At 55.9% G+C, this 22,994-nt stretch carries 19 protein-coding genes; 10 read left to right on the top strand and 9 right to left on the bottom strand.

Annotated features, from left to right (window positions below):
- Nucleotides 1-13: 13 nt before the first annotated feature.
- The 4 genes from GEI7407_RS13150 (at nt 14) to GEI7407_RS13135 (ending at nt 5,910) form a co-directional block, all read left to right on the top strand.
- Nucleotides 14-1,249, top strand: a complete 1,236-nt coding sequence (locus tag GEI7407_RS13150; protein WP_015172679.1) for an aminotransferase class V-fold PLP-dependent enzyme — start codon at nt 14-16, stop codon at nt 1,247-1,249.
- A 183-nt stretch (nt 1,250-1,432) separates the two neighbouring features.
- Nucleotides 1,433-2,752 carry an ATP-binding protein gene (locus GEI7407_RS13145; protein WP_015172678.1) on the top strand — a complete coding sequence of 440 codons (1,320 nt, stop codon included), beginning with the start codon at nt 1,433-1,435 and terminating at the stop codon, nt 2,750-2,752.
- A 1,036-nt stretch (nt 2,753-3,788) separates the two neighbouring features.
- The gene (locus GEI7407_RS13140) at nt 3,789-4,565 is read left to right on the top strand and encodes an exosortase-dependent surface protein XDP2 (protein ID WP_015172677.1); all 777 of its coding nucleotides are present in this window, start codon (nt 3,789-3,791) and stop codon (nt 4,563-4,565) included.
- 160 nt (nt 4,566-4,725) lie between these two features.
- Nucleotides 4,726-5,910 (top strand): FAD-binding oxidoreductase, encoded by a 1,185-nt coding sequence (locus GEI7407_RS13135; RefSeq protein ID WP_015172676.1) that lies wholly within the window; start codon nt 4,726-4,728, stop codon nt 5,908-5,910.
- A 50-nt stretch (nt 5,911-5,960) separates the two neighbouring features.
- Here the strand turns inward: GEI7407_RS13135 and leuD are convergent, their stop codons facing one another.
- Together leuD and leuC are read right to left on the bottom strand one after the other, a co-directional pair.
- Nucleotides 5,961-6,566 (bottom strand): 3-isopropylmalate dehydratase small subunit, encoded by a 606-nt coding sequence (gene leuD, locus GEI7407_RS13130; protein WP_015172675.1) that lies wholly within the window; start codon nt 6,564-6,566, stop codon nt 5,961-5,963.
- Nucleotides 6,567-6,673: 107 nt separating this feature from the next.
- Nucleotides 6,674-8,077: a 3-isopropylmalate dehydratase large subunit gene (leuC, locus tag GEI7407_RS13125; RefSeq protein ID WP_015172674.1), complete on the bottom strand. Its 1,404-nt coding sequence runs from the start codon at nt 8,075-8,077 to the stop codon at nt 6,674-6,676.
- 267 nt (nt 8,078-8,344) lie between these two features.
- Between leuC and GEI7407_RS13120 the strand changes: the two genes are divergently transcribed.
- The gene (locus tag GEI7407_RS13120; RefSeq protein ID WP_015172673.1) at nt 8,345-9,019 is read left to right on the top strand and encodes a pentapeptide repeat-containing protein; all 675 of its coding nucleotides are present in this window, start codon (nt 8,345-8,347) and stop codon (nt 9,017-9,019) included.
- Between the two features lie 8 nt (nt 9,020-9,027).
- Nucleotides 9,028-9,852, top strand: coding sequence for a zinc-dependent peptidase (locus GEI7407_RS13115; protein WP_015172672.1), 825 nt, complete (start codon nt 9,028-9,030; stop codon nt 9,850-9,852).
- Nucleotides 9,853-10,038: 186 nt separating this feature from the next.
- Here the strand turns inward: GEI7407_RS13115 and GEI7407_RS13110 are convergent, their stop codons facing one another.
- From GEI7407_RS13110 to GEI7407_RS13090, 5 genes are all read right to left on the bottom strand, one after another.
- Nucleotides 10,039-10,440 carry a fasciclin domain-containing protein gene (locus GEI7407_RS13110; protein ID WP_015172671.1) on the bottom strand — a complete coding sequence of 134 codons (402 nt, stop codon included), beginning with the start codon at nt 10,438-10,440 and terminating at the stop codon, nt 10,039-10,041.
- A gap of 66 nt (nt 10,441-10,506) precedes the next feature.
- A complete protein-coding gene (locus GEI7407_RS13105) occupies nt 10,507-11,802 on the bottom strand; it encodes a CO2 hydration protein (protein ID WP_015172670.1) in 1,296 nt (431 codons plus the stop codon).
- A gap of 71 nt (nt 11,803-11,873) precedes the next feature.
- Nucleotides 11,874-13,406, bottom strand: coding sequence for an NADH-quinone oxidoreductase subunit M (locus GEI7407_RS13100; RefSeq protein ID WP_015172669.1), 1,533 nt, complete (start codon nt 13,404-13,406; stop codon nt 11,874-11,876).
- A 46-nt stretch (nt 13,407-13,452) separates the two neighbouring features.
- Nucleotides 13,453-14,151: a carbonic anhydrase gene (locus GEI7407_RS13095; protein WP_015172668.1), complete on the bottom strand. Its 699-nt coding sequence runs from the start codon at nt 14,149-14,151 to the stop codon at nt 13,453-13,455.
- A gap of 146 nt (nt 14,152-14,297) precedes the next feature.
- Nucleotides 14,298-16,139, bottom strand: coding sequence for an NAD(P)H-quinone oxidoreductase subunit F (locus GEI7407_RS13090; RefSeq protein ID WP_015172667.1), 1,842 nt, complete (start codon nt 16,137-16,139; stop codon nt 14,298-14,300).
- 666 nt (nt 16,140-16,805) lie between these two features.
- On the opposite strand from GEI7407_RS13090, the gene GEI7407_RS20300 reads away from it, so the two are divergent.
- The 4 genes from GEI7407_RS20300 to GEI7407_RS20295 all read left to right on the top strand — a co-directional run bounded on the left by GEI7407_RS20300 (nt 16,806) and on the right by GEI7407_RS20295 (nt 19,995).
- On the top strand, nt 16,806-17,717 hold the full coding sequence (locus GEI7407_RS20300) for an HNH endonuclease (protein ID WP_150109790.1): 912 nt from the start codon (nt 16,806-16,808) through the stop codon (nt 17,715-17,717).
- A gap of 120 nt (nt 17,718-17,837) precedes the next feature.
- The gene (locus tag GEI7407_RS13085; RefSeq protein WP_015172665.1) at nt 17,838-18,578 is read left to right on the top strand and encodes a phospholipase D family protein; all 741 of its coding nucleotides are present in this window, start codon (nt 17,838-17,840) and stop codon (nt 18,576-18,578) included.
- A 9-nt stretch (nt 18,579-18,587) separates the two neighbouring features.
- Nucleotides 18,588-19,280: a nuclease-related domain-containing protein gene (locus GEI7407_RS13080; RefSeq protein ID WP_015172664.1), complete on the top strand. Its 693-nt coding sequence runs from the start codon at nt 18,588-18,590 to the stop codon at nt 19,278-19,280.
- Between the two features lie 73 nt (nt 19,281-19,353).
- Entirely contained in the window at nt 19,354-19,995 is a 642-nt protein-coding gene (locus tag GEI7407_RS20295; protein ID WP_015172663.1) for a cold shock and DUF1294 domain-containing protein, read from the top strand.
- A 79-nt stretch (nt 19,996-20,074) separates the two neighbouring features.
- Here GEI7407_RS20295 and GEI7407_RS13075 read toward each other — a convergent pair whose 3' ends face one another.
- Together GEI7407_RS13075 and GEI7407_RS13070 are read right to left on the bottom strand one after the other, a co-directional pair.
- Nucleotides 20,075-21,727 carry an AarF/ABC1/UbiB kinase family protein gene (locus GEI7407_RS13075; RefSeq protein WP_015172662.1) on the bottom strand — a complete coding sequence of 551 codons (1,653 nt, stop codon included), beginning with the start codon at nt 21,725-21,727 and terminating at the stop codon, nt 20,075-20,077.
- A gap of 198 nt (nt 21,728-21,925) precedes the next feature.
- Entirely contained in the window at nt 21,926-22,987 is a 1,062-nt protein-coding gene (locus tag GEI7407_RS13070; protein ID WP_015172661.1) for a mannose-1-phosphate guanylyltransferase, read from the bottom strand.
- Between the last annotated feature and the right edge of the window lie 7 nt (nt 22,988-22,994).

The raw sequence follows: 22,994 nt of genomic DNA, 5'->3' as shown, positions 1-22,994 counted from the left end.
GGTGTCTGTCCCTATGGATTCTCGGTCTGCCAGCGCTGGTCTCATGGCGCAACACCGCCAGCTTTTTCCTGCTCTCCAGGGCAAGGCCTATTTCAACTACGGGGGCCAAGGCCCAATGCCCCAAGCAGCTCTGGATGCGCTTTTTGAGGGATACCGCACGGTGCAGGCGCGGGGACCTTTTTCGCAGTCGGCGGGAAGCTGGGCGACCGAGGTGACGGAGGCGCTGCGAAAGGCGATCGCGGCTGAGCTGAGCGTGGAGCCAGGGACCATTAGCTTGACTGAGAATGTCTCGGCGGGCTGCAACGTCGCGCTGTGGGGCCTGGACTGGCGATCGGGAGACCACTTGCTGCTGTCGGACTGCGAACACCCGGGGGTGGTGGCTGCCGCCTATGAGGTGCAGCGGCGCTTTGGGGTAGAGGTGTCGGTGTGTCCGCTGCAAACCACCCTCAATGGCGGCGATCCGGTGGCGGCGGTGATGGCCCATGTGCGGCCCCAGACGCGCTTGGTGGTGCTAAGCCACGTGCTGTGGAATACGGGTCAGGTGCTGCCCCTGAAGGCGATCGCCCAGGCCTGTCGCCAGGCAGACACGCGAGAGCCGCTGCGAATTTTGGTCGATGCGGCCCAGTCGGTTGGAGCGATTCCCTTGGATCTGGCGGATTTGGGAGTAGATTTTTATGCCTTTACAGGCCACAAGTGGTGGTGTGGTCCTGAGGGGGTGGGGGGCCTGTACGTGCGGCCCGAGGCGCTAGAGTCGCTGCGGCCTACTCTGATCGGCTGGCGAGGCGTGGTGCAGGTCACGGACGGGGTGATTTGGCAGCCGGATGGTCGACGCTTTGAGGTGGCAACGTCGGCTTATCCGCTGTACTGCGGTCTCCGGGCGGCGATCGCGGTTCACAATCAGTGGGGAACCGCGCGCGATCGCTACGAGCGCATGGTGTCTCTGAGCGATCGCCTGTGGCGAGGGCTGTCAAAAATTGAGGCGATCGCCCGTCTCAAAACCACACCGCCCGAAGCGGGCCTCGTGGCCTTCCAGCTTCGCTGCCCGGAGCCCGATCGCCAGCATCCCCGCCTGGTGCAGTTCCTCGAAGCTCAGCACATTTATATTCGCCTGATTCGTGACCCCAACAGCGTCCGCGCTTGCGTCCACTACTTCACCACCGAGGACGAAATCGATCAGCTCCTAGCTGCCGTGCGCGCCTTCTGCGCCTCGCGAGAATTTGCGTCCCTAGAATCTGGGCGAGCAAGCTAGGATACAAAGATCTTCTGAGCGCCTGCTTCCGAAGGCGCAGCTGCTTCTCTCTCCTTTCAGTCAAGAACGCGTAAATTCTTGAAAAGGGAGAAGAAGCCAGCGCCATATTGCCTAAGCAATACGGCGCTGAGAGTCCGTCCCTTGTTGTTCCCTGTCCATAGCCATGCCGCTGTGCCCCTTGCCATGAATCGCCAAGCGATCGCCCAGATCCAGCGCTTGCAGTACCAAGCCGCTTCGCTTTTGATCTATCAGCACACCTTGCAGGGTCGGCTAAGTCGCTACTTCCTCGAGCTTCTGGCGGCTCTCTTGCAGGCCAATGTAGATCCCCTCGCTTGCCTACAAGCCTACGGTCGCTGGTTTCAGGCCCTCGCTGACAAGAACTGTAGCTGGCAAACCTATCTTTTGCGGCAAATTGCCCGAGCCGACAATCCCTTTGCTCGGCAGGTTCAGCAGAGAGAGCCTGCGGCGCTTCCCCCGGCTCTGATTACAGCGGTTCAAGAAGATCTGCGGCGGCTACAAGCTCTGTATCAATGCACCAATCAGCAGCTCAGTCAGTGGGTCCAAGATGCCTGTAACTTGCCCGATCCGCCCACCGCTTGGGACGAATATCTGCCTGAAGCTGAGGCCAGGCTGACTGCGGCAGAGCAACGACTGCATGAAAAATTTCAGCGGCTAGATGACTGGTCGGAGGCCTGCTCAGAGCTAGCAGCTTACTACCGAGAGTGGGGAGCAGGGCTGTTTGCTGAATATCGAGCCCTGCGGTGGAGGTCAGGGGATTGGGTTGGCATCCTGAACCCTGACCCCATTCGATGGACGTCACTCGTGGGCTATGAGTTCCAGCGCGAGACTCTCCTCAAAAATACGGAAGCCCTGCTGGCAGGATACCCCGCCCTGAATGTCCTGCTCTACGGGAGTCGCGGGACTGGCAAGTCTTCTCTGGTGAAGTCCCTGCTCTCGGAATATGGCGATCGCGGTTTGCGGCTAATCGAGGTCTCCAAGGCGGACTTGCAGGACTTGCCGGCGATCGTGGAGCGCGTCCGCCCGCTGGCCCAGAAATTTGTCATTTTCGTGGATGATCTGTCCTTCGAGGAAGAAGAAGATCAGTTCAAGGCCCTCAAGGTCGTGCTGGAGGGCAGCATGACGGCTCGGCCCCAAAATGTCGTGGTCTACGCAACATCCAACCGCCGTCACCTGATTCGCGAATTTTTTGGCGATCGCCCCCGGCCCAGCAACGCCGATGAAATCAGCTCCTGGGACACCTTCCAAGAAAAGCTCTCCTTTAGCGATCGCTTTGGCCTGACCTTGACCTTTGAGGCCCCAGACCAGACCACTTACTTGGCGATGGTGCGCCACCTCGCGGCCCAGGCTGACCTTTCTCTGCCACTGGCCGAGCTGGAGTACCGGGCCTTGCAGTGGGCAACCCGCCACAACGGCCGCTCTGGCCGCTCAGCTCGCCAATTCATTGACTTTCTGGTGGCAGACTTGGCGTTGGCGCAGCCCTAGGGGCGATCGCTGTCTGATAAATCTACGGAGACTGGGCACCAGACACCTCGGCGATCGCAAAAATAGCGTCTGCGATCGATCAATAACGCTTTTTGATCCTTGAAGAAACGCCCCAAACAATGAACTTTAATCCCAGGTCTGCGTAGTATTACGCATTTTTTGAAGACTTGGAGTCTGGCCAATTTTGTGATTTACAGTAGCCAGAATTTTCGGTAAGAGGGTTTCTCGATTGATCGGACGTGACATACTCCTACGCTGATACTGACGTATGCAGCATAGGCTTCTCAGTGACCCCTGGTATCCCATCGGGCGTTTCCTGAGCTTTGTTGACGATACGGGATGCCCCACCGCACCGGAACAATACAAAGAGTGTTGTTCTCTCCTTGGTACTGCTGGAATTTTACCTGCCCACAGATGCGACGACGAATCGTCTGTTTCCAGGCAGAACCCCATATTCCAGGTTGTCAAGGTTCAAGTTTCAGGGCGGCGATTAGCTCAAACCCTTAGCCTGAGTCTATCTCACCCGTTTTGCATCATGAGAGGTTTGCTCGTTTCCTCCCTCTCCTCTTCTCGCGCCTGCGGCATAGGTCAGAGGAGTGTCGTTCGTTCGCTCGCATTCATCTCAACGCCAAATCAAAGATGATGGCGTGAGGCTTCTGCTGCTTTAGCTAATCCTCTGAAAAATCTCCGTGTTCACACCCTGAAATTTCTCATCAATGCACAAATTCTCTTTCTTTTGAGCCTTGCGTAGCCCGAGTTACCTAGAAACACGGATCCGCAAAAGTACGTAGATTTGAATGAAGAGTCTTCTGGGTGACAGAGTTCTTCTAAGCCTTTCATGAAAAGCGTTTTAGCTTAAAGCTTTCATGAAAGATTGAATTTACGGCAGACAGGAAGCCTGTTCGTTAAATAACATTAGGAGAGTACAAGGAGACGTTTCAAGCAGTTGATTCCACTCCTTGCGATCGCTCCTCTCTCTTCGCAGGTGCGCGGAGAGAAGCGCAAGTAATTCATTGATCTTTCACTCACTATTCCAATGAAACTGACGCATCTTTCTGCTTTAACAGGCCTCGTTGCGGGTGGTTGCCTCGCCCTCTCCTCGTCTCCTGCTCAAGCATTTTCCTTCACCACCAACTACACTGCCGAAGCTGGCTCCCGAGGCAATATTTGGCTCAACTCTGTCACCCTCGGTGACGGCAGCACCGTTAGCGATTTCTCCTTGGTCAAGCGCGCCAACCTGATCGCTAATGACACCTACACCGGCGGCAACACCGGGGCAGCCAGCTCTGATCGGGGCGACGAAGCCTCGGGCGTCCAGCTCGAAGCGGCCACCAGCGCCAGCATTGCTTCGAGCTTGGGTAACCTGAACCTCAACAACATCATCGACACCGAAGACACGGGTTCCTTCGTGATGGACCTGTTCTTTGAGAGCGCTGTGGATACCCTGTTCTTCTGGGAGCGCGGCATGAACAGCAAGCTGGCAGTTCAGGCCATTGACGCAGCGGGCAACCTGCTGGGCAGCTCTCTGCTGATTGACTCTGCGACTTGGGCCAAGGCTGGTTTCAACATCAACACCACCGAAATTGGCGACAAGCAAGCGGTGGGTTCTCTGGGCCTGAACTTGGCAGATCTGGGTCTGAGCGGCTCCTTTGCTGGGGTTCGCCTAGTGTCTCAATCCAGCTTCAACGGTCCTGACTTCAAGGTTGTGGGCGCTGCAACGGAGAGCGTTCCTGAGCCTGCAACGCTGGCCGGTCTGGGCCTGATTGGCGGTGGCCTTGTTCTGTCTCGTCGCCGCAAGGCCAAGCAAGCCTAGTCGCTGACCGTCAAACTTTGACGAAGACAATCTAGCCTCACAAGCTGAGCCCAGGGCCAAATGCCTTGGGCTTTTGTCGTGATGGAGCTGTCGACTTGATTAGATGAGGAGTCTTGGTCTAGCCTTTGGGTGCCTGGACGATGCCGCATTTGGAAAAGCTATGACTGGTGAGGCTGTGGATTGGATTGTGATTGGGGGCGGAATCACGGGCGTGGCTCTGGCCTGGGAGCTCCAAAAGCGGGGACTGGCGGTACTGTTGCTGGAGCGCCACGCGCCGCTGGTGGGGGCGAGCCGCTATAGCTATGGCGGAATTGCGTATTGGGCGGGACAGACACCCCTGCTGCAAGCCCTGGGTGAAGCGAGCCGCAAGCAGTATCAGGCTCTGGCGGAGGAGTTTGGCGGGGCGATCGAATTTCGAGAAATTGATTTGTTGCTGACCCTAGCGCCTGAGGACGATCCGGGGGCGATCGCGGCCCGCTTTCGAGACTGCGCCGTGGTGCCGGAGCTGCTGAGCCAAGAAGATGCGTGCGCCCTGGAGCCCCTGCTCCATCGGGAGGCGATCGCCGGAGCGCTGCGAGTGCCCCACGGCCATGTGCGCCTGGAGGCGCTCACGGCTGCCCTGACCTCGGCCTTCCAGGCGCTGGGGGGCCGCGTGGTGCTTGGAGAAGCCCAAGGATTTTTGTGGGAGGGCGATCGCTGTCGAGGGGTCCGCACGGCGACGACGGAGCTGTGGGCCGATCAAGTGGTAGTGTGTGCGGGCGGCTTTAGCCGAGATTTACTGCGTCAAGGGGGTGTGCAGGTGCCGCTGTACTTCAGCCATGCCGAAGTGCTCGAAGCGCCCCCTGTTCCTGTCAAGCTGCAAACGATGGTGATGCCGGCGGTAACGCGGCGCTTTCAAATGGAGGCTTTGGCGGGGGCCGCAGAGTGCGATCGCCTGTGGCAAGAGCCAGATCAAGAAGTGATCGCGCCGGTCCTAGACGTCGGCGCGATCCAGTTCCTCGACGGTAGTCTGCGCATTGGCCAGATTAGCCGGGCTCTCAGCAGCGCCTCGGCTCAGGTCAGCCCAGCCGCCAGTGAGGCGACCCTGCGCTCGGGAATTGGCCGAGTGATGCCGTTTCTCAAAGATGTCCCAGCTCAATGGCATCACTGCCTGGTGGCCTTTAGCCGAGATGGCTTACCCCTCATCGGTGAGGTGCCTCAGCGCCCTGGACTCCAGGTCTTTTCGGGCTTTAGCAATCCCCTGGCGATGGTGCCGTCATTGGCAGAGCAGTTTGCCCGCTTTGTGACCGGGGATGAGGAGACGGTGATTCCTCAGATGAGTCCTGGGCGATTTTTGGTCAGGTAAAAGGGGACGAGATGCAGTTGTCCCCTTCGCTGAAATGACCCTAGGGGCGTTTAGGCGCTCAGGCGGCTCCACTGCACGTAGGGCAGCTTGTTCGCCGTAGCGGCGATCGCGTCGGCCTGGGCGACGAGCTGCCCGCACGCATCCCAGGTGCCCGTGACGAACATTTGGCGGGGGCCTTCGCCCATGGAAATGGGGGCGACGACCTCACCAATGCGCACCTGCTTGGCGTCCAGATCGAGCTGCATTTCGGCTTGGGGCTGGGCGGCGATCGCCTCTTGCAGACGCTTGACGTCTTCTGCGCTGGCGGTCACGCAGGGCACCCCGATCGCCACGCAGTTACCGAAGAAAATCTCCGCGAAGCTTTCGCCCACCAGCGCCTTGATGCCCCATTTGGCGATCGCCTGGGGCGCGTGCTCTCGCGACGACCCGCAGCCAAAGTTGCGGTTGACCACCAGGATGCTGGCCCCCTGGTACTCGGCTTGGTCAAAGGGGTGCTCACCCTGGAGCTGGATGCGATCGTCCGCAAAGGCGTGCTGGCCGAGCCCCTCGAAGGTGACGCACTTGAGAAAACGGGCAGGAATGATCCGATCGGTATCAATGTCATCGCCCACCAGAGAAATGCCGCGCCCAACCACGGCTTTGACTTCGCTGACCATCACTTGTTGCTCCTATTGCTCCTAAATGGAAATGGCAATCAAACTCGAACCAAGAACGAACCAAGACTGAAGGCGATCGCCCCATAGCCCGGGCGCGCTGCAAATTCCTAGATCAGCTCTCGCACGTCCGTCACTTGGCCTGTGACCGCTGCGGCCACCACCATGGCCGGACTCATCAGCAGCGTGCGACCAGAAGCCGACCCCTGGCGTCCCTTGAAGTTGCGGTTGGACGACGAAGCGCTGATCTGGCGACCCTGGAGCTTGTCCGGGTTCATGGCCAAACACATCGAGCAGCCAGCTTCTCGCCATTCGAAGCCCGCCGCCGTGAAGATGGCGTCTAGGCCTTCAGCCTCTGCCTGGTGCTTCACCCGCTCTGACCCCGGCACCACAAAGGCCTTCACCCCTGGGGCCACCTTGCGGCCCTCAGCGACTTTGGCGGCCTCTCGCAGATCGCTGATGCGGCCATTGGTGCAGCTACCGATGAAGCAAACATCCACCGGCGTGCCTTTGATCAAGGCGCCCGGCGCAAAGTCCATGTATGCGTAGGCTTCCTCGGCCACAAACCGGTCCTCTTCGGGCAGCGAGTCTGCGGTGGGGATGGCTTCACTGATGCCAATGCCCTGTCCCGGCGTGATGCCCCAGGTTACCGTGGGCTCGATGTCAGCGGCGTCGAAGACCACCACATCGTCGTATTCGGCGTCGGCGTCGCTAGCAATGCTGCGCCACCATTCGACGGCGCGGTCCCAGTCGGCTCCCTTGGGCGCGCAGTCCCGGCCCTGGAGATAGTCAAAGGTCACTTGGTCAGGATTGACGTAGCCGCAGCGAGCGCCCCCCTCGATGGCCATGTTGCAGACGGTCATCCGCTCTTCCATGGTCATCTGCTCGAAGGTGGTCCCGGCGTACTCGTAGGCGTAGCCAACGCCGCCCTTGACGCCCAGCTTGCGGATGATGTGGAGAACCACGTCCTTGGCATAGACCCCCGGACGCAGGGTCCCGTTGACTTCGACCCGGCGCACCTTGAGCTTGGCCAGCGCCAGAGTCTGGGAGGCGAGGACGTCCCGCACCTGGCTGGTGCCGATGCCAAAGGCGATCGCCCCAAAGGCGCCGTGGGTGGAGGTGTGGCTGTCGCCGCAGGCGATGGTCATGCCGGGCTGGGTGAGGCCTTGCTCGGGGGCGATCACGTGGACGATGCCCTGGCTACCAGAGCCGACGTTGTAGAAGGTGATGCTATTTTCCTGGCAGTTGCGCTCTAGGGCCTGGATCATTTCCTCGGCCAGGGGGTCTGCAAAGGGGCGGGCCTGGCTCTCGGTGGGCACGATGTGGTCAACGGTGGCGATCGTGCGATCGGGGAACATCACCTGGAGACCCCGCTCCCGCAGCATGGCAAAGGCTTGGGGACTGGTCACTTCGTGAATCAGGTGCAGACCAATCAGGAGCTGGGTTTGGCCAGAGGGCAGGGTGCCGACGGTGTGCAAATCCCAAACTTTATCGAAGAGTGTGCCTTTGCTCATTGCTCATTACCTTGGCAGAGGAAATACCAGAACCGCCCGGCAGCCGGAGGCCGCGATCGGGGATGGAGCGGTAAGTGTTCGATCACCAGCCTAGGAAAGGAAGAATCCAATGTCCAATATATCTTTAGGGCATGATTAAGACTTTTGAGATCTCAAAGCTCGAGATGACCCGAAAAAAGGGCGATCGCCTCCGAAAGAGCCTTGATTTCCGCTGAATCTGCCTTCGATCCATCGAATTTTTGGCAAAAATCTCTGGGAAGGTGTCGCGTGAGTAGGCAAAAAGCGCTAACCCCAAGACGCTGGTGGAAGCTGGCGGGCTGGGGCTGTCTGGGGACTGTTGTGGTGGCCGTGGTCAGCTTTGGGGGATTTGTGGTGTGGGTCAAGCACGACATTCAGACGACGCGCGCTTCGATCCGCCAGCTGGCTCGCACGGGGAGCTGTGTGGGGTGTGATTTGTCCTATGCCAACTTGTCGGGGCTGGATTTGCAGTTTGTGGATTTGTCGGGGGCTAATTTGCGGCGGGCGGACCTGCGGGGGACGGTGCTGGGAGCAGCGACCCTGGTGGGCACGGACTTCACGCGGGCGGACTTGTCGGGGGCGGTGCTGCGCCAGGCGTCTTTGGACGACGCCATCTTCGATCGCGCGAACCTGACGGGGGCGGATTTTCACTGTGGGGCCGGTACCTGCACGACCTTGCAGGGGGCCAGCTTTCGCCAAGCCAACCTGACGCGCGCAAACCTCGTGTGCCTGGACTGCTTTCCAGATGGAGAGCGGGTAGGGCTGGCGGAGGTTGACCTGCGCGGGGCGAACCTGACGGAGGCGGATCTGCAATACTCTCGCCTGGATGGCGCGAAGATAGAGGGAGCGGTGTTTTGCAGGACGACGCTGGCGGATGGCAAGGTGGCTGAGCCTGACTGCAAGGCACCGACGTCGACGCAGTAGGATGCCAGATGGATCGGGCGATAGGGGTATTTGGGGCGATCGCCCTTGTGATAGCCGGAATTTTGCTGGGGCCGAGGCTGCGCCAGTGGCGGCGCGATCGCCTGAAGCGGCAGCCCTTTCCACCGCTGTGGGAAGCCCTAGTCGAGCAATACGTGCCGGTGTATCCGCGCCTGACGCCCCTGGAGCGGCAGCGACTGCGGGGCTTGATTCAGGTCTTTTTGGCCGAAAAGCAGTTTATCGGCTGTGGCGGGCTGGTGGTGACCCTGGAAATGCGGGTGGCGATCGCCGCGATCGCCTGCTTGCTTCTGCTCAATGGCCGCGAGAGCTACTTTTCGCGCCTCCGGTCCATCTTGGTGTACCCCGATGTCTACGTGGTCCAGGAAACCAAAGCCACCGCGCCCCACATCGTCGAAGAGCGCCAGGTGGCCCGTCTGGGCGAGTCCTGGAGCCGCGATCAGGTGGTGCTGGCCTGGGCCCAAATCCAGCGCGATCGCGCCAACTGGCGAGACGGCCACAACGTGGTGCTCCACGAATTTGCCCATCAGCTCGACCAAGAAGATGGCGAGGCCGAAGGCGTTCCCTTCCTAAAAAACCGGGCCGACTATCAAACCTGGGCGCAGGTCATGGCCGCAGGCTACGAAAAGCTGTGCCGGGACGTCGGTCGGGGTGCCAAAACCGTCCTCAACCCCTACGGCGCGACCAATCCGGCAGAGTTTTTTGCCGTGGCGACCGAGACATTTTTTGAGAAGCCGCGCCAGCTCCAGAAGCGCGAGCCGGAGCTCTACGAGCAGCTTTGGCAGTACTACCAGCTCGACCCCAGCGCTTGGGTTTGAGCACGCTTTAACCCCAGAGGTTTCGACAGAGATTTCGATAGATCTGTCTAGGCTGGTGGAGAAAACTAGAGCTCGAACTGGACGATGACTTGAAGTCTCTTTTTTAAAGCTCAAAAAAGGGGTTTAAAGCTCAAAAAAGGGGCGATCGCCCCTTTTTTGAGAACAGCATATTAAGAACAGCGCAAACTATCCCATCAAAATGACGCGATCGAGGACATGAATGACGCCATTATCTGCCTCAATATCGGCCGCGATCACCGTTGCATTCTTCACTTCAAAGCCGTCTGAAGTATCAATGCGAATGGGCGATCCTTCGATGGAAATCACAGAATCCACCTTCTCAAGATCCGCTTTCATCCACTTACCTGCGACGACGTGAAACGTCAGAATCCGAGCAAGCTGCGGCGTGTTTTGGACCAGAGTTTGCACCGTGCCAGGCGGCAGCTTGGCAAAGGCATCATCCGTGGGCGCAAACACCGTAAAAGGGCCTGGGCCTTTCAGCGTTTCGACTAAGTTGGCAACCTGAACAGCAGTCACCAGCGTTTTGAAACCTTCTGCACTTACTGCAATATCAACAATGTCAGCCATTCCGGTTGTTTCACAAGACGATTTTGAACACAGAAGATCGGCGCGCCAATCTGGCGCGCCAAGCCCCTAGCGATAGTCCTGACGCTGAATGTCTCGCAGACGCGCTTCGGGACGCTTGAAGCGATCGATCTGCATCTCAAAAAACTGACGATTGGCCATCAGGTGCTTGGGATTTGGATCGTCTAGGGGATAGAGCAGCGCCGTGCGCAGCGCCTGAATTACCGCAGAGGTGACATTGTACATCGATCGCTGGAAGCTAATTCCCAACTGGATCAAGAGGTCATCATCACCCCGGCAGTATTGCTTGTAATAATCCAGCAAATAGGGCGGCAGGAAATGCAGCATGTCCTGCATCAGCAGCGTCGGCGGAATGCCGGCGGAGCCAACCGGAAACACATCCGCGTAGAGAATCCCGTAGTGGAAGTCGTCCTGCTCGCCGGGAACCTGCTTGGCCTGGGCATTGTAGGACTTCGTGCCCCGGAAGGGAGAGGTCCGATAAAACACCGCTTCCACGTAGGGCAGAGCGGCTTCGTAGAGCCACATAAAGCCCTTGGACTTGGGAATGATTTCGTAGCACTCGCCCCGAATGTAAACGTGGTGGTAAATCGGACGACCGGCGATCGCAAAAATGCCGTTGACCAAGAAGTTCATCGCCTCAGGAACCGTGGTCAGCTTGCCCTCATCGTAGAGGTCAGACATCTCGAAGAAGACCGGCGCCATCACCTCCCAAAACAGCCCCAAATTGGCGTAGTAGGATAGCTCCCGCACCTGCTCCAAAAACATATCGGGGAACATCTTGTACAGCCCCAGCATCACAGGATTGCCCTGGAAATAGGCCCGGATGGCGCGATCGGCGTTGGCTTTGTACTCGTCGGTGTCGAGGTAGGGGTCAAACTGACCGCCCATGCCGCGATGCCAAAACATGGCGCGCATGCAGGCTTCAGCAAACTCCATATTTACGCGATCGTGGGACAGGTGATGAAACAGCTTGGGTAGTTTCTGCTTCAGTTCCCCCTTCTCAATGAACTCGAGCAGCTCGGGATGGACCGTCGCCTCTCCCCGCCAAATCCGCAAATCTGCATCATCTCCGGCGTAGTGATTGTGCAGATCGAGATATTCCTGGGGCAAGAAGTACTTGAATGCCGGCAGCGGATTGAGAAAGACGTGCTCAGCGATGTAGAGCAGGTCTCGCCAATAGAAATCCATTGGCACGGCATAGGCCTTGTAAATCCCAATAATCTGCATGAGATTTTCGGGGGTATCAGGTAGCATCGAGCCGCCCGCTTCTAGGCGATGGATAATCCCTGAAAACTCGTGAGTGGAGGGGGAAAGGATGGTCTGTGGAAGCGTTGTGAAAGTCATGATGAAGTCCTCGAGATGAAGCATTTCTGATTGGCTCTAGGCTGACCACCGGAGCCATTTTGGCTAAGCCATTACTGCTTTTCTAGCGACGAGAGACCACTGATAAAGGGCAACTTTTTGCTGAGGTCTTGGGCGATCGCAGGTTGCGTCAGAGGCGGAACTGCGGCCGCAACCATAGCGGTGGTGGTGGGCTCACTCCAGCGAACCAGCCAGCTTGGCTGAATCCCCAAGAAAAAGATCGTGATCGCTAGAACCAAGGCCGGAATGCGCTCGCGCCATTCCACTTTGGGGAAGTAGGCGATCGAATTGTCCAGCTTGCCGAAGCAAGTGCGGTTGAGCAAAATCACAAAGTAAACCGCCGTCAGGCCCGTGCCCACCACGCACAGCAGGGTTTGCAAGGGAAACACGGAGTAGCTGCCCTGGAAGACCAGAAACTCAGAGACAAACCCCACTAAGCCCGGAATGCCAGCGCTAGCCATGCCGCCGAGGACCAGCAGAGCGCTCACGAGGGGCAGACCGCGAATGGGATTCATCAGGCCGTTCAGAACATCCAGCTCCCGGGTGCCGACCTTGGTCTCGATCACGCCAACCAGATGGAACAAGATCGCCAAGATCAGACCGTGGGCAACCATTTGGGCGACGGCTCCAACCAGGCTCAGAGGCGTTGCGGCTGCTCCAGCCAGCAAGATGTAGCCCATGTGGCCGATCGAGCTATAGGCCACCATGCGCTTGATATCTTTCTGCGCGATCGCGATGGTCGAGCCATACAACACACTGATCGCTGCCCAGGTTGCCAGTCCCGGTGCCAGGGTCGCCCACGCCTGTGGAAAAAGCCCAAAGCCAAACCGAAAGATGCCGTAGGTTCCCAGCTTGGCCAAGACACCTCCCAGCAAGATCGCCACTGGCGCAGAAGCCGCAACGTAGGTATCTGGTAGCCAAGTGTGCAGGGGAACTAGGGGAATCTTGATCCCAAAGCCAATGATGATAAAGCTCAGCAGCACGATCTGGAGCCACAGCGGCAGAGACTGACCCATCAGGGCCTCATAGGCAAAGCTGCTAGCCCCTTGGAGCCAAACTAGGCCCAGGAATGCCACCAAAATCAGCGCTCCCGAAAGGGCGGTGTACAGCAGAAACTTGGTGGCAGCATAGTTGCGCTTTTCGCCGCCCCAGATCGAAATGAGCAGGTAAAAAGGCACCAGCTCCATTTCGTAGAACAGGAAAAACAGCAGCAAGTTCTGCGCCAAAAAGGCACCCGCGACAGCACCGCTGACGAGCAAAACGAGGCTGTAAAACAGGCGAGGCCGCTGCGTTTCTTCTTGGCTGCTAAAGATGGCAATCCACGTTAGCAAGCTGTTGAGCACCAGCAGGGGCAGCGATAGACCATCAACTCCCAGCTGATAGTTCAAGCCCAGAGACTCTAGCCAAGGCAAATACTCTGAGAGCTGCAAGAGCGGATTGGTGTAATCAAACTGAGTCGCAATCCAAAGGGTCCATAGCAAAATCAGACCACTGATGGTTAGAGCTGCCAGCTTTAATTGGCGAACGGGTAAAACGGTAATGGCGATCGCACCAAGAACCGGAAACCAAATCAGTGTACTTAGCATAAACAAGTCCACAGAGGGTCAGGATCAGAAAAAAGAGCGGTTCGCATTAGACCAGGGTCACAGATCCAGTATCCAGGTCGTAATAGCCGCCAACAATTTTTAGCTTGTTTTCTTGAATGAGTTGAGCCAGCACAGGGGACGCTTTCAAATGCTCAACCTGAAGCCGAACGTTGGCTTTACAGAGATTTGCGATGGGATCACCGGGCTGCTTGCTCGCTTGCTCAGTCGCAGGCTGAATGGCATCGATCAAACTGCCAATTTGGCCAGGAACCTGTGCGCCCTTGGCGGCGGCAGAGATGGCACCACACCGCTCATGGCCCAAGACCAAAATGACCTTCGTTCCCAAGATAGCGGCACCAAACTCAAGGCTGCCGGCTTCCTCGGGCGTGACAACGTTGCCTGCAACGCGGCAAACAAACAGATCGCCCAATCCCTGGTCAAACACAATTTCAACAGGAACCCGGGAGTCTGCGCAGCCCAGGACCGACGCAAAGGGATGCTGTCCCTTTGCCACCTCTCTGAGGCGGAACATCGTTCGGTGGGGATTTTGCCGCTTGCTGCTGACAAAACGCTGATTGCCGTCTAGCAGCTGTTGCAGGGCCTGATCGGGGGTTAGGTCATCTGTAGGAGAAGCTGTCCGGACTGGCTCGTCGGCCAGAACTGGGCTATGCAGCTCTCTCGTCAGAAGCCCAGCGCCGATGGCTCCAGCACCCAGCTTCAGCACATTTCGTCTCGAAAAATGCATGTCAATCTCTCTCGTCAGATTACCAAGTACAGAATTGATGGGAAATACAGATGGGAAGTACAGAGCTGATGGGAAGTGTCGGCTGTAGCGTAGCCTAGGGCCCGCTAAGCCTGTGATGGGGACCTGCTTGCTAGCGTTTCAGTACGCTAGTGCAAGAAGAATGACCAGCTCATGGTGAGGGCGATCGCCGCCATGCCAAAAGCAATTGTCAGAATGTAAAACTGTCCTTGTCCGGTGTTGCTATACTTGAGCGCCTCTCCGCTAAAGAGCGACGCCAAACCGACCAGATTAACCATGCCATCAATGACTTGGCGATCGAACCAATCGGTCAGGCGAGAAGCCCGATCCACAAAAAACACAATGCTGGATCGGTAGAGCTGCGGCGTATAGAGGTCGTAGGCAAAGAAGCTTTGCAGACGTCGCCATGGCAGCTGGATCGGCTTGGGAATGCTCTGGCCGACGTAGACCACAGCTCCCAGACCGCTGCCCAACAGGCTCGAAACCAGCAGCAGGAGCGCCGCTTCTTTGTTGAGCGTTGCCCAGCTCGGTAGCAGGGACAGACTCTGCAAAATCAAAGGTAAATGCAGCGTCATTCCCATCATGACCATCATCGGTAGCGAGATCAGCCAGAAATTTTCGGGCGATCGCTCCGTCATCGGCTTGGGAGAACCCGCAAAAATCAGGCCAAACTCCCGCACCAAGCTAAATCCGGTCAGACCATTGACCACCAGCAAAATGGCAACTAGCTCTGGGCGACTCTCCCAAAGACCATCGGCCAGCTTCAGCAGCGCCCAAAAACCACCCAGCGGCGGCAGGCCAATCAAGCCCGCAATGCCAGCCAGACAGCACAAACCCGAAATCGGACGACGACTCCACAGACCACCCAGCTGGGTCAGATCTTGGGTAATGCTGTTGAGCACGATCGAACCCGTGCTCATGACCAGCAGCGCTTGGGCCAGCGCGTGGCTGAGAATCAGCATCAGCGCCGCATCGGTGTGCCCCGTGCCCACCGCCACAAAAACCAGGCCCATGTAGGCACTGACCGAGTAGGACAAGGAGCGCTTGACGTCAATCTGGGCGATCGCAATTAGCGTGCCCCCGACCGCCGTCACACTGCCGATCACAACCATTGCCGTCAGCACAACCGGCGAAAGCGCTATCACAGGCTGGAGCTTGATCAGCACCCAAGCCCCCGTCGCCACCACCACCGAGTTACGCAAAATCGTGCTGGGAACAGGGCCTTCCATCGCCTCGTCCAGCCATAGGTGCAGCGGCAGCTGAGCGCACTTGCCGATCGGACCTGCTAGCAGAGCCAGCCCTACCAGCGTCGCAACCGCCGGATCGAGCTGAGCCGTCTCCGCCCACTGCGCCAGCTCGTCAAAGTTCCAAGTGCCAGCCAGCGGATAGATCGCCAGCACACCCATCAGCAAGAACAAGTCGCCGATCCGCTTCGTCAAAAAAGCGTCCCGAGCGCCCGTAACTACCAAGGATTGATTGAACCAAGTACCCACAATCAAGTAGGTTCCCAGGGTCAGAACTTCTAGGAAGATATAGGTGAAAAAGAGCGAGTTGCAGAAAGCCAAACTGCACATTCCCGCCTCGAACAAAGCCAGCAGCGCAAAGAAACGCGACCAGCCCCAGTCCATTTCCATATAGCCGATCGCGTAAATTTGCCCCAGCAAATTGAGGCCTGTCACGACCAGGCTGGCGCCGACGGTCACGCTAGAAATTTCGACTGGAAACGATAAATCTAGCCCGGCCACCTGCAGCCACGGAAGCGAGAGCTGCTGAGCTGGCTGCTGCCAAGTCAGGGGGAAAACGCTCAAGCTGTGAAGAAATGCGAGAAAAGTCATGCAGACATTGACGTAGCCTGCAGGACGAGGCCCTGTACGCCGAATCAAGGCTGGTGACCACAGAGCGGACGTCACTGCTCCGGTGATCGCGTAGCAGGGAATCAGCCAAACGGTTTGCAGCAGAAATTGAGCCATCCAGTTTACCTGTAGGACTTCGAGCAAAAATCGGTGAGTGCAACGAAGGCGGCTCTCTCCGAAAATGAAAGAGCTGCCTAAAAGCAGTCAAACAACTATGAAGAATGAGGACTTGGATCAAGTCCGCTCTATCAAAAGCATAAATCCAAATAGCTATAATTAAAAATCAATCTTTTTTGGACGTGCTATAAGCAAAACTCTATCGGTAGTATTTTTGATCCAAAAAAGTATAAAGTTTTTTGACTTGCTCTGGCCTGATGTGGCCCCTAGCTGCTGATCAAGCGCGCAACAGGGGCGATCGCCTAGGTCAAACAAGCTATCTTGAGCTGGGATAGCTTGCCTCTGTACATGTGGACAAGATTGATCTTGTACTTGAGAGCTGAGGTGGCAATCTAATTCCCCAGACTAACCGCTTAGCTTGTTGTGTAATTTTTAAAAATCTTGTCTGGGTCCCGCTCGCGTTCTATTTTTTTCCTTAAAAGTCAGAATTTGTCATAGACCTGCTTGTTATTATATAAGCCAGCTGAATCATATATAAAAATAACTAAAAACCTAATGCTTAACATGAAAATTGATAAATTCACTAACAAAATGTGTATTTGGGTTTTGGCTACAAAACTCAAGATCTATGTCTGTACGACAAAATACTGTAGCTTAAGCTTAATTATGAATATAGATAATTCTACTCAAAAACATCTGACACAAGTTATTAGGCAAGCCCCGAATCGAGAATGGATGGAGCAGTATCTTGATTTGATAGAAGAGGTAATTCACATAGGAAGATTTGAGAATGATGATCCCCGATTTGTGTTGTCTATAAATTCGGCTAAAAAATTCTCTGTAACCATTAATGGGAGATATGTTCTTTCTGCCTTTCGTAAAGGCAGACCGCTAGTAGGCTTCACTCTGCCCTACGGCTTTGAAGGTTTATCTGAATTAATATCTCGATCTGAGATGCCAGAATTTAGATCGCGACAGTGGAAACCTCATGCAGGAGAAGTTGCAGAAAAATGTCCTTACTTTTTGGCTTTTGAGGGCTTTCCAGAGAGGCTATTAACTATTAAGCAAAAAATTGCTTGGAAGCGAGCTGTTTTAGATGAAATGGAACGCTGTGACAAATCTCCTTATAAGCGTTTTCATAAGCCTTTTCTTTATGAATTAGTTATTGATTTGGGCTTTAGAAAATTGTCTCTTGACGAGATTTTTTATGATGACTATTCTGATGAAGTGAATTCAAAGGAGATTTTTCAAGAAGGATCAGTACGTCAAGTTCTGACAAAGTATTATGAGAGAAATTCAAAAGCACGCCAAAAATGTATTGATCGTTACGGTACGAGTTGCTCAGTTTGTGACTTTAACTTCGGCAAGTCTTTTGGTGAACTAGGCGAAGGCTTTATCCATGTTCACCATTTACGCCCTATTTTTGAAATAGCTGAAGAGTATGAGGTTGATCCCATAAAAGATTTGCGCCCAGTTTGTCCCAACTGTCACGCAATGATTCATCGTTCTTCCTCACCGCTAAGTATTGAAGAACTTAAGTCACGATTAATTCGCTTCAAGGCCCAAACTGATACTTGACAACTCTGATGAAGTGAATTACCTGAACCTGCTTGTGTACAAGACAAAAGTACTAGTCATCACTGAATAGGAGCGCTAGCGATCACAATAGCTCTATCGTTTTAAAGTCGAGATTATAAGATGCCAAAGTTTCTGAATACCAGTGCTACCAACTACTTCCTTGAAGAGCTGATAAAGGGTGCGAAGGACCGCCTTATCTTGATTAGTCCCTTCTTGAAACTCAACGATCGCATTAAAGAGCTTCTCGCTGACAAGAACCGCCTGAAAATCGATGTGCGTATTGTCTATGGCAAAAGTGAGCTTCAGCCTGAAGAGATTGACTGGCTCAAGGCAATGACCTATATCCGCACAAGCTTCTGCAAAAATCTTTATGCCAAGTGCTATATGAATGAAGAGCTGTGCATTATTACGAGTCTTAATCTTTATGAATTTAGTCAGGTCAATAATAACGAAATGGGTGTGCTCATCCGTCGCGCCGACGATGTAGAACTCTACAAAGATACCTATGAGGAAGCACAACGCATTATTCGTATTAGCGAAGAGGTTCGAATCTCGCTGGAGCGTCTATCGAGTGAGCCTGAAGGCCAGCCTGAAGCTGAGGAAAAAACCATCGGTAAGCTGAGCACCTCGAAGCTTGCTCAAAAACTAGGAATGAAAACTGTCGAGCTGACTGAGAAGCTTGTGCAGGCTGGGTTCTTGGAGACCCGAAATGGCAAGTACTTTATAACTGCTACGGGTAAGGAAGCTGGTGGTGAGTTTCGCATGGGTTCAAAGTTTGGTCCGTACTTTATCTGGCCTGAAAATCTTCAGTTCCCAAATAACGTGCTGACTTTGAAGCCCAAGCTAAAGTCTGATAATTAGGATGAAAAAATGTCCCTAAGAAATAGTATCAAAGGCTGGATTGGCGAAACGAAAGGGGCGATCGCTCAATGGGCTTTTCTCGACAGTAAAGTTTATACTTCTCTCAACAATGTGACGTTGCAAACAAACAATGGCACGACGCAGATCGATCACGTAATCGTTTCAAAATACGGAATCTTCGTCGTCGAATCCAAGAATATCGAAGGCTGGATCTTCGGTAACCCCAAAGCTGCCCAGTGGACCGTTTCCAAGCCGGGTCGCAAATTTCAGATGCAAAACCCATTGCGCCAAAACTACAGACATGTAAAAGCGATCGTCGATTTTCTCAAAATCGAAGAATCGAAAATTCACTCCGTCGTTATGTTCTGGGGAAAGTGTCAGTTCAAAACCGAAATGCCAGCCAACGTTATGAATAAAGGCTACGCAACCTATATCAAGAGCTTTGATCAGCAACTCTTTGCGGATGATGAAGTTGTCAGTATGGTTGAAGCCCTTCGCAGCGGCGCGCTTCCGAAGACGTGGGCAACACGAAACGCACATATTGACTCAGTCAAGGAACGTCTCTCCAGCACAACAACCTGTGCGAAATGTGGCAGCCCGCTGACCCTACGAACGGCCCGCAGCGGTGCGAATGTGGGTAAAAAATTTTATGGGTGTACGGCTTATCCTAAATGTCGCCACATTGTGCCCTATACAGGGTGAAAAGCTCTAACGCAGCAATATCATAGATAAAATTGGCTTCCTGGATTTGCGAAAATCCATCACTGAAATACCTATGAAATCTGGTCTGCGCAGCGGAAAGCTCACAAAGTGGAATGATGGCCGTGGGTTCGGTTTTATTCGACCCGCTGACGGAGGCGAAGAAGTCTTTCTGCATATTTCCGAGCTGAAAGATGCGACTCGTCGACCGCGGACAGACGACACGATCTACTACTACTGCGTAGCTGACTCAAAAGGAAAAATTCGTGCTTCTAATGCATTCATTCTGGGAGCTAGAAGCAAAATAAATACTGCTTCGACCTCTTCAACAAATACTGCACGATCTTCTAACGCCCTTAAGCTGGGCTCTCTAATTCTTCAGACAGTTTTGCTGTCCTTGATTCCTGTGCTTGCTGCCGCCTACTACGCACGGACAACAGGAAACGCCATTCCGGTTCTCCTGTATCCTGGCATGAGCTTGGCGACCTATGTTTTATATGCTGACGATAAATCTCGAGCCAAACGAGACGATTGGCGAACTTCTGAAAAAACGCTGCATATCTGTGAACTTGCAGGCGGATGGATAGGAGGATTCCTCGCTCAGAAAATCTTGCGTCACAAAAGCCGAAAACAGTCTTATCAAAGTGTTTTCTGGGCGATCGTTGTAGTTCACTATTTTGCTTGGCTGTTCTGGCTGCTTGTGGGAAAAAATTTGTAGGCTGAACTTCTGTAGACAAGGGATGTGGCTTGCTTGATTTGCTGTATGAATCGACTTTTGAGCTAATCAATGGCACTGTCTAGCGCAGGCGGCCCGATCGCAGGATGCTGATGATCAGCCAGAGGCCGAGGAGACTGGCAACGCTAAAGAGAATCGTGCTGACGAGATAGAGCTGGCTGGTTTGGTCCTTGCTGGCGATCGTGGCTGCACCGATCACCAGAGACCCCACCAAAATGCTGAACGAGAGACGATTCGCAGAGTCATCTAGGCTGCGGCGGAGACCGTCGATATCTCGGAGCGTGAGATTCCAGCGGAGGGTTTCCGAGGTCATGCGATCGAGCAGCATCTCCAGCTTGCGCGGCGTTTGCAGCGACAGACTCTTCACATCCAGGGCCGTCCGCAGCAGGGTCTGGGTCGGGTTGTCCCCCACAAGCTGTCGCTGAAAAAGATCCGTCATCAGCGGCCGGATTTCGTCCAGGAGATTCACCTCCGGATTGAACTGGCGCGCGACGCCCTCCAGATTGGCCAGACACTTCGCATAGAGCCCCAGATTTCCCGGCAGCTTCACGCGGTTCTCCCGCGCCACCTCCAGCACTTCATAAAATACGTGGCTGAAGTTGAGCTGGGACAAGCTGAGGTTGTAGTACTTGCGTAGCAGGCGCGTATAGTCGCTCTCCAGGCGCGCCGGACTGACGATCTGGCTTGACTCCGACATTTCTAGGGTGAGCTGACAGCACCGCTGGGCGTCCAGGTCGACAATAGCCAGCACCATTTCTGTCAGGAGGCGCTGGGTTCGCGGATCGAGGCGGCCCATCATGCCGCAGTCGAGGAGCGCGAGCCGGCCATCCTTGAGGTAAAACACGTTGCCGGGATGGGGGTCGGCGTGAAAAAAGCCGTCAATGAAGATCTGCTGAAAAAAGGCCCGAAAGAGAATCGTGGTCACCGCTTGCCGCTCAATTTGGCTGTCGCCGTTGTTTTTGGCGGTTTGCAGCGTGGCTTTGAGCAGGGCTTCGCCGTCCAGCCACTCCATCACCAGCAGTTTTTCGCTGGTCAGCTCCCAGTTGATTTTGGGGACGACCAGGCGATCGGGATCGAACCATTTTGACTGGGAGAGATTGCGGCGCAGCTGGTCGGTGTAGGCTGCCTCACTGGTGAAGTCCAGCTCGGCCCGCAGCGCGTCGGTAAACTCCTCTGCCAGCGCCACCAGGTCGTAGTCTTTGCCAAAGTCTGTCAGGGCGACCAGCTCCGCGAGTCCTTTGATCAGGGAGATGTCTTGCTCGATGACCTCATCGATGCCGGGACGCTGGATCTTGAGGGCGACGGTGCGGCCGTCCGCCAGGATGGCTTGGTGGGTTTGGGCGATCGAGCCTGCGGCCACTGGCTGGGGGTCAACCTGGGCAAAGACGCTGTTGATGGGCTGACCGAGCTGCTGCCGCAGGACCCCTTCGACCTCGCTCCAGGCGACCGGCGGGACATTGGCCTGGAGATCGCTCAGGGCGTCGATGTAGTCCGCCGAGAGAATGTCGGGGCGGGTGCTCAGGAGCTGGCCCAGCTTGACGTAGACGGGGCCGAGCTCGGTCAAGATATTGCGCAAGACGGCCGGAGTGGGCAGGTCTGGCTCGTTGGCTTTACCGCCGGTGAGGAGGCGCCGCATGTAGTCCCAGCCGTTGCGCAGGACGACTTCGGCGATGTCACGCTGACGGGAGCTGGTTTGGGTAATGCGGGCAAACACGGCGGGGGCCTCCGGGGATGAAAGGGAAAGCTAAAAGGCTCTCTTGCTTTAGTAGAGCAACTTTCACGGCGATCGCCCACCTGCGCCAGATAGAACCTTCTCCCGAAAACGGCCGAATTAGACTGCGCTGCCCAGCATTCACCCTAGAAGCCACTGAGCTGGGGGTAGGTGCTGGGCTGGAGCATTCTCAGGAGCGGCCTAGAGGCGATCGCGGAATCGCGGATCTGCCTGGATTTCCTTGAGCACCTTTTTGATGTCCTGGGTGCGGTCCTTGCGCACGATCAGCGTCACATTGCCATCGCGCACCACCACCGTGTCTTCCAGGCCAATGGTGACAATTAAATCTTCTGGGTTTTCGGAATATAGAATGGTGCCCTCGGTATCCATGCCGATGTGAGCGGCCAGCTCCACATTGGGCTGGTCGGCCTGAACCAGCCGCTCCAGGGCGTTCCAGTCTCCTAGGTCATCCCAGCCAAACGCCACCGGCAGCACGTAGGCCTGACCCGTCTTCTCCATCAAGGCGTAGTCGATGCTGGTCTTGGGCACGTTGCTGTAGGCCTGGGCACCGGCCGCGGCCAGGGGCTCGAGGATCTGCGGGGCGTGGGCGCGCAGCTCTCGCAGCGCCACGCCCGCCCGGAAAATGAAAATGCCGCTGTTCCAGCTAAAGCGGCCGCTGGCCAAAAATTGCTCAGCGGTGGCCACGTCGGGCTTCTCGGTGAAGCGGCTCACGCGGTAGGCCGGCAGATCTTGGTAGGTGCCTGCGGCTTCGCCCGCTTCGATGTAGCCGTAGCCCGTGGCCGCGTAGGCGGGCTGGACGCCCAGGGTCACGATGGCGTCTTGGTGCTGGGCCAGCTCGGCGGCGGCGGCCAGGGTGCGCTGAAACGTTGCTTCATCACTGATCCAGTGGTCCGCCGGAAAGAAGCCGACAATGGCGTCTTCGCCGTAGCGCTTGGCGACCTCTAGGGTGGTCCAGGCGACGGCGGGGGCGGTGTCGCGGCCCTCGGGCTCCACGAGTAGGTTAGCTGGGGGCAGCTCTGGCAGCTGGGTTTGAATCCCGCTTTCCAAATGGGAGGCGGTGATCACCCACAAGTTATCCCAGCCATTCGCGGTGGCCAAGAGGCGCTGGGCGGTGGCCTGCAAGAGGCTGGTGCCGCTGCCGTCGAGGCTGAGAAACTGCTTGGGGCGATCGCGGCGGCTCAGGGGCCAAAACCGCTCCCCCTTACCACCGGCCAGGATAACGGGAATCAAAGGGCTGGTCATAAACGTC

The sequence above is a fragment of the Geitlerinema sp. PCC 7407 genome (assembly GCF_000317045.1).
GTDB lineage: Bacteria > Cyanobacteriota > Cyanobacteriia > PCC-7407 > PCC-7407 > PCC-7407.
Note: the sequence above shows the minus strand (reverse complement) of the source record. Positions and strands in the feature narration are given on the sequence as shown.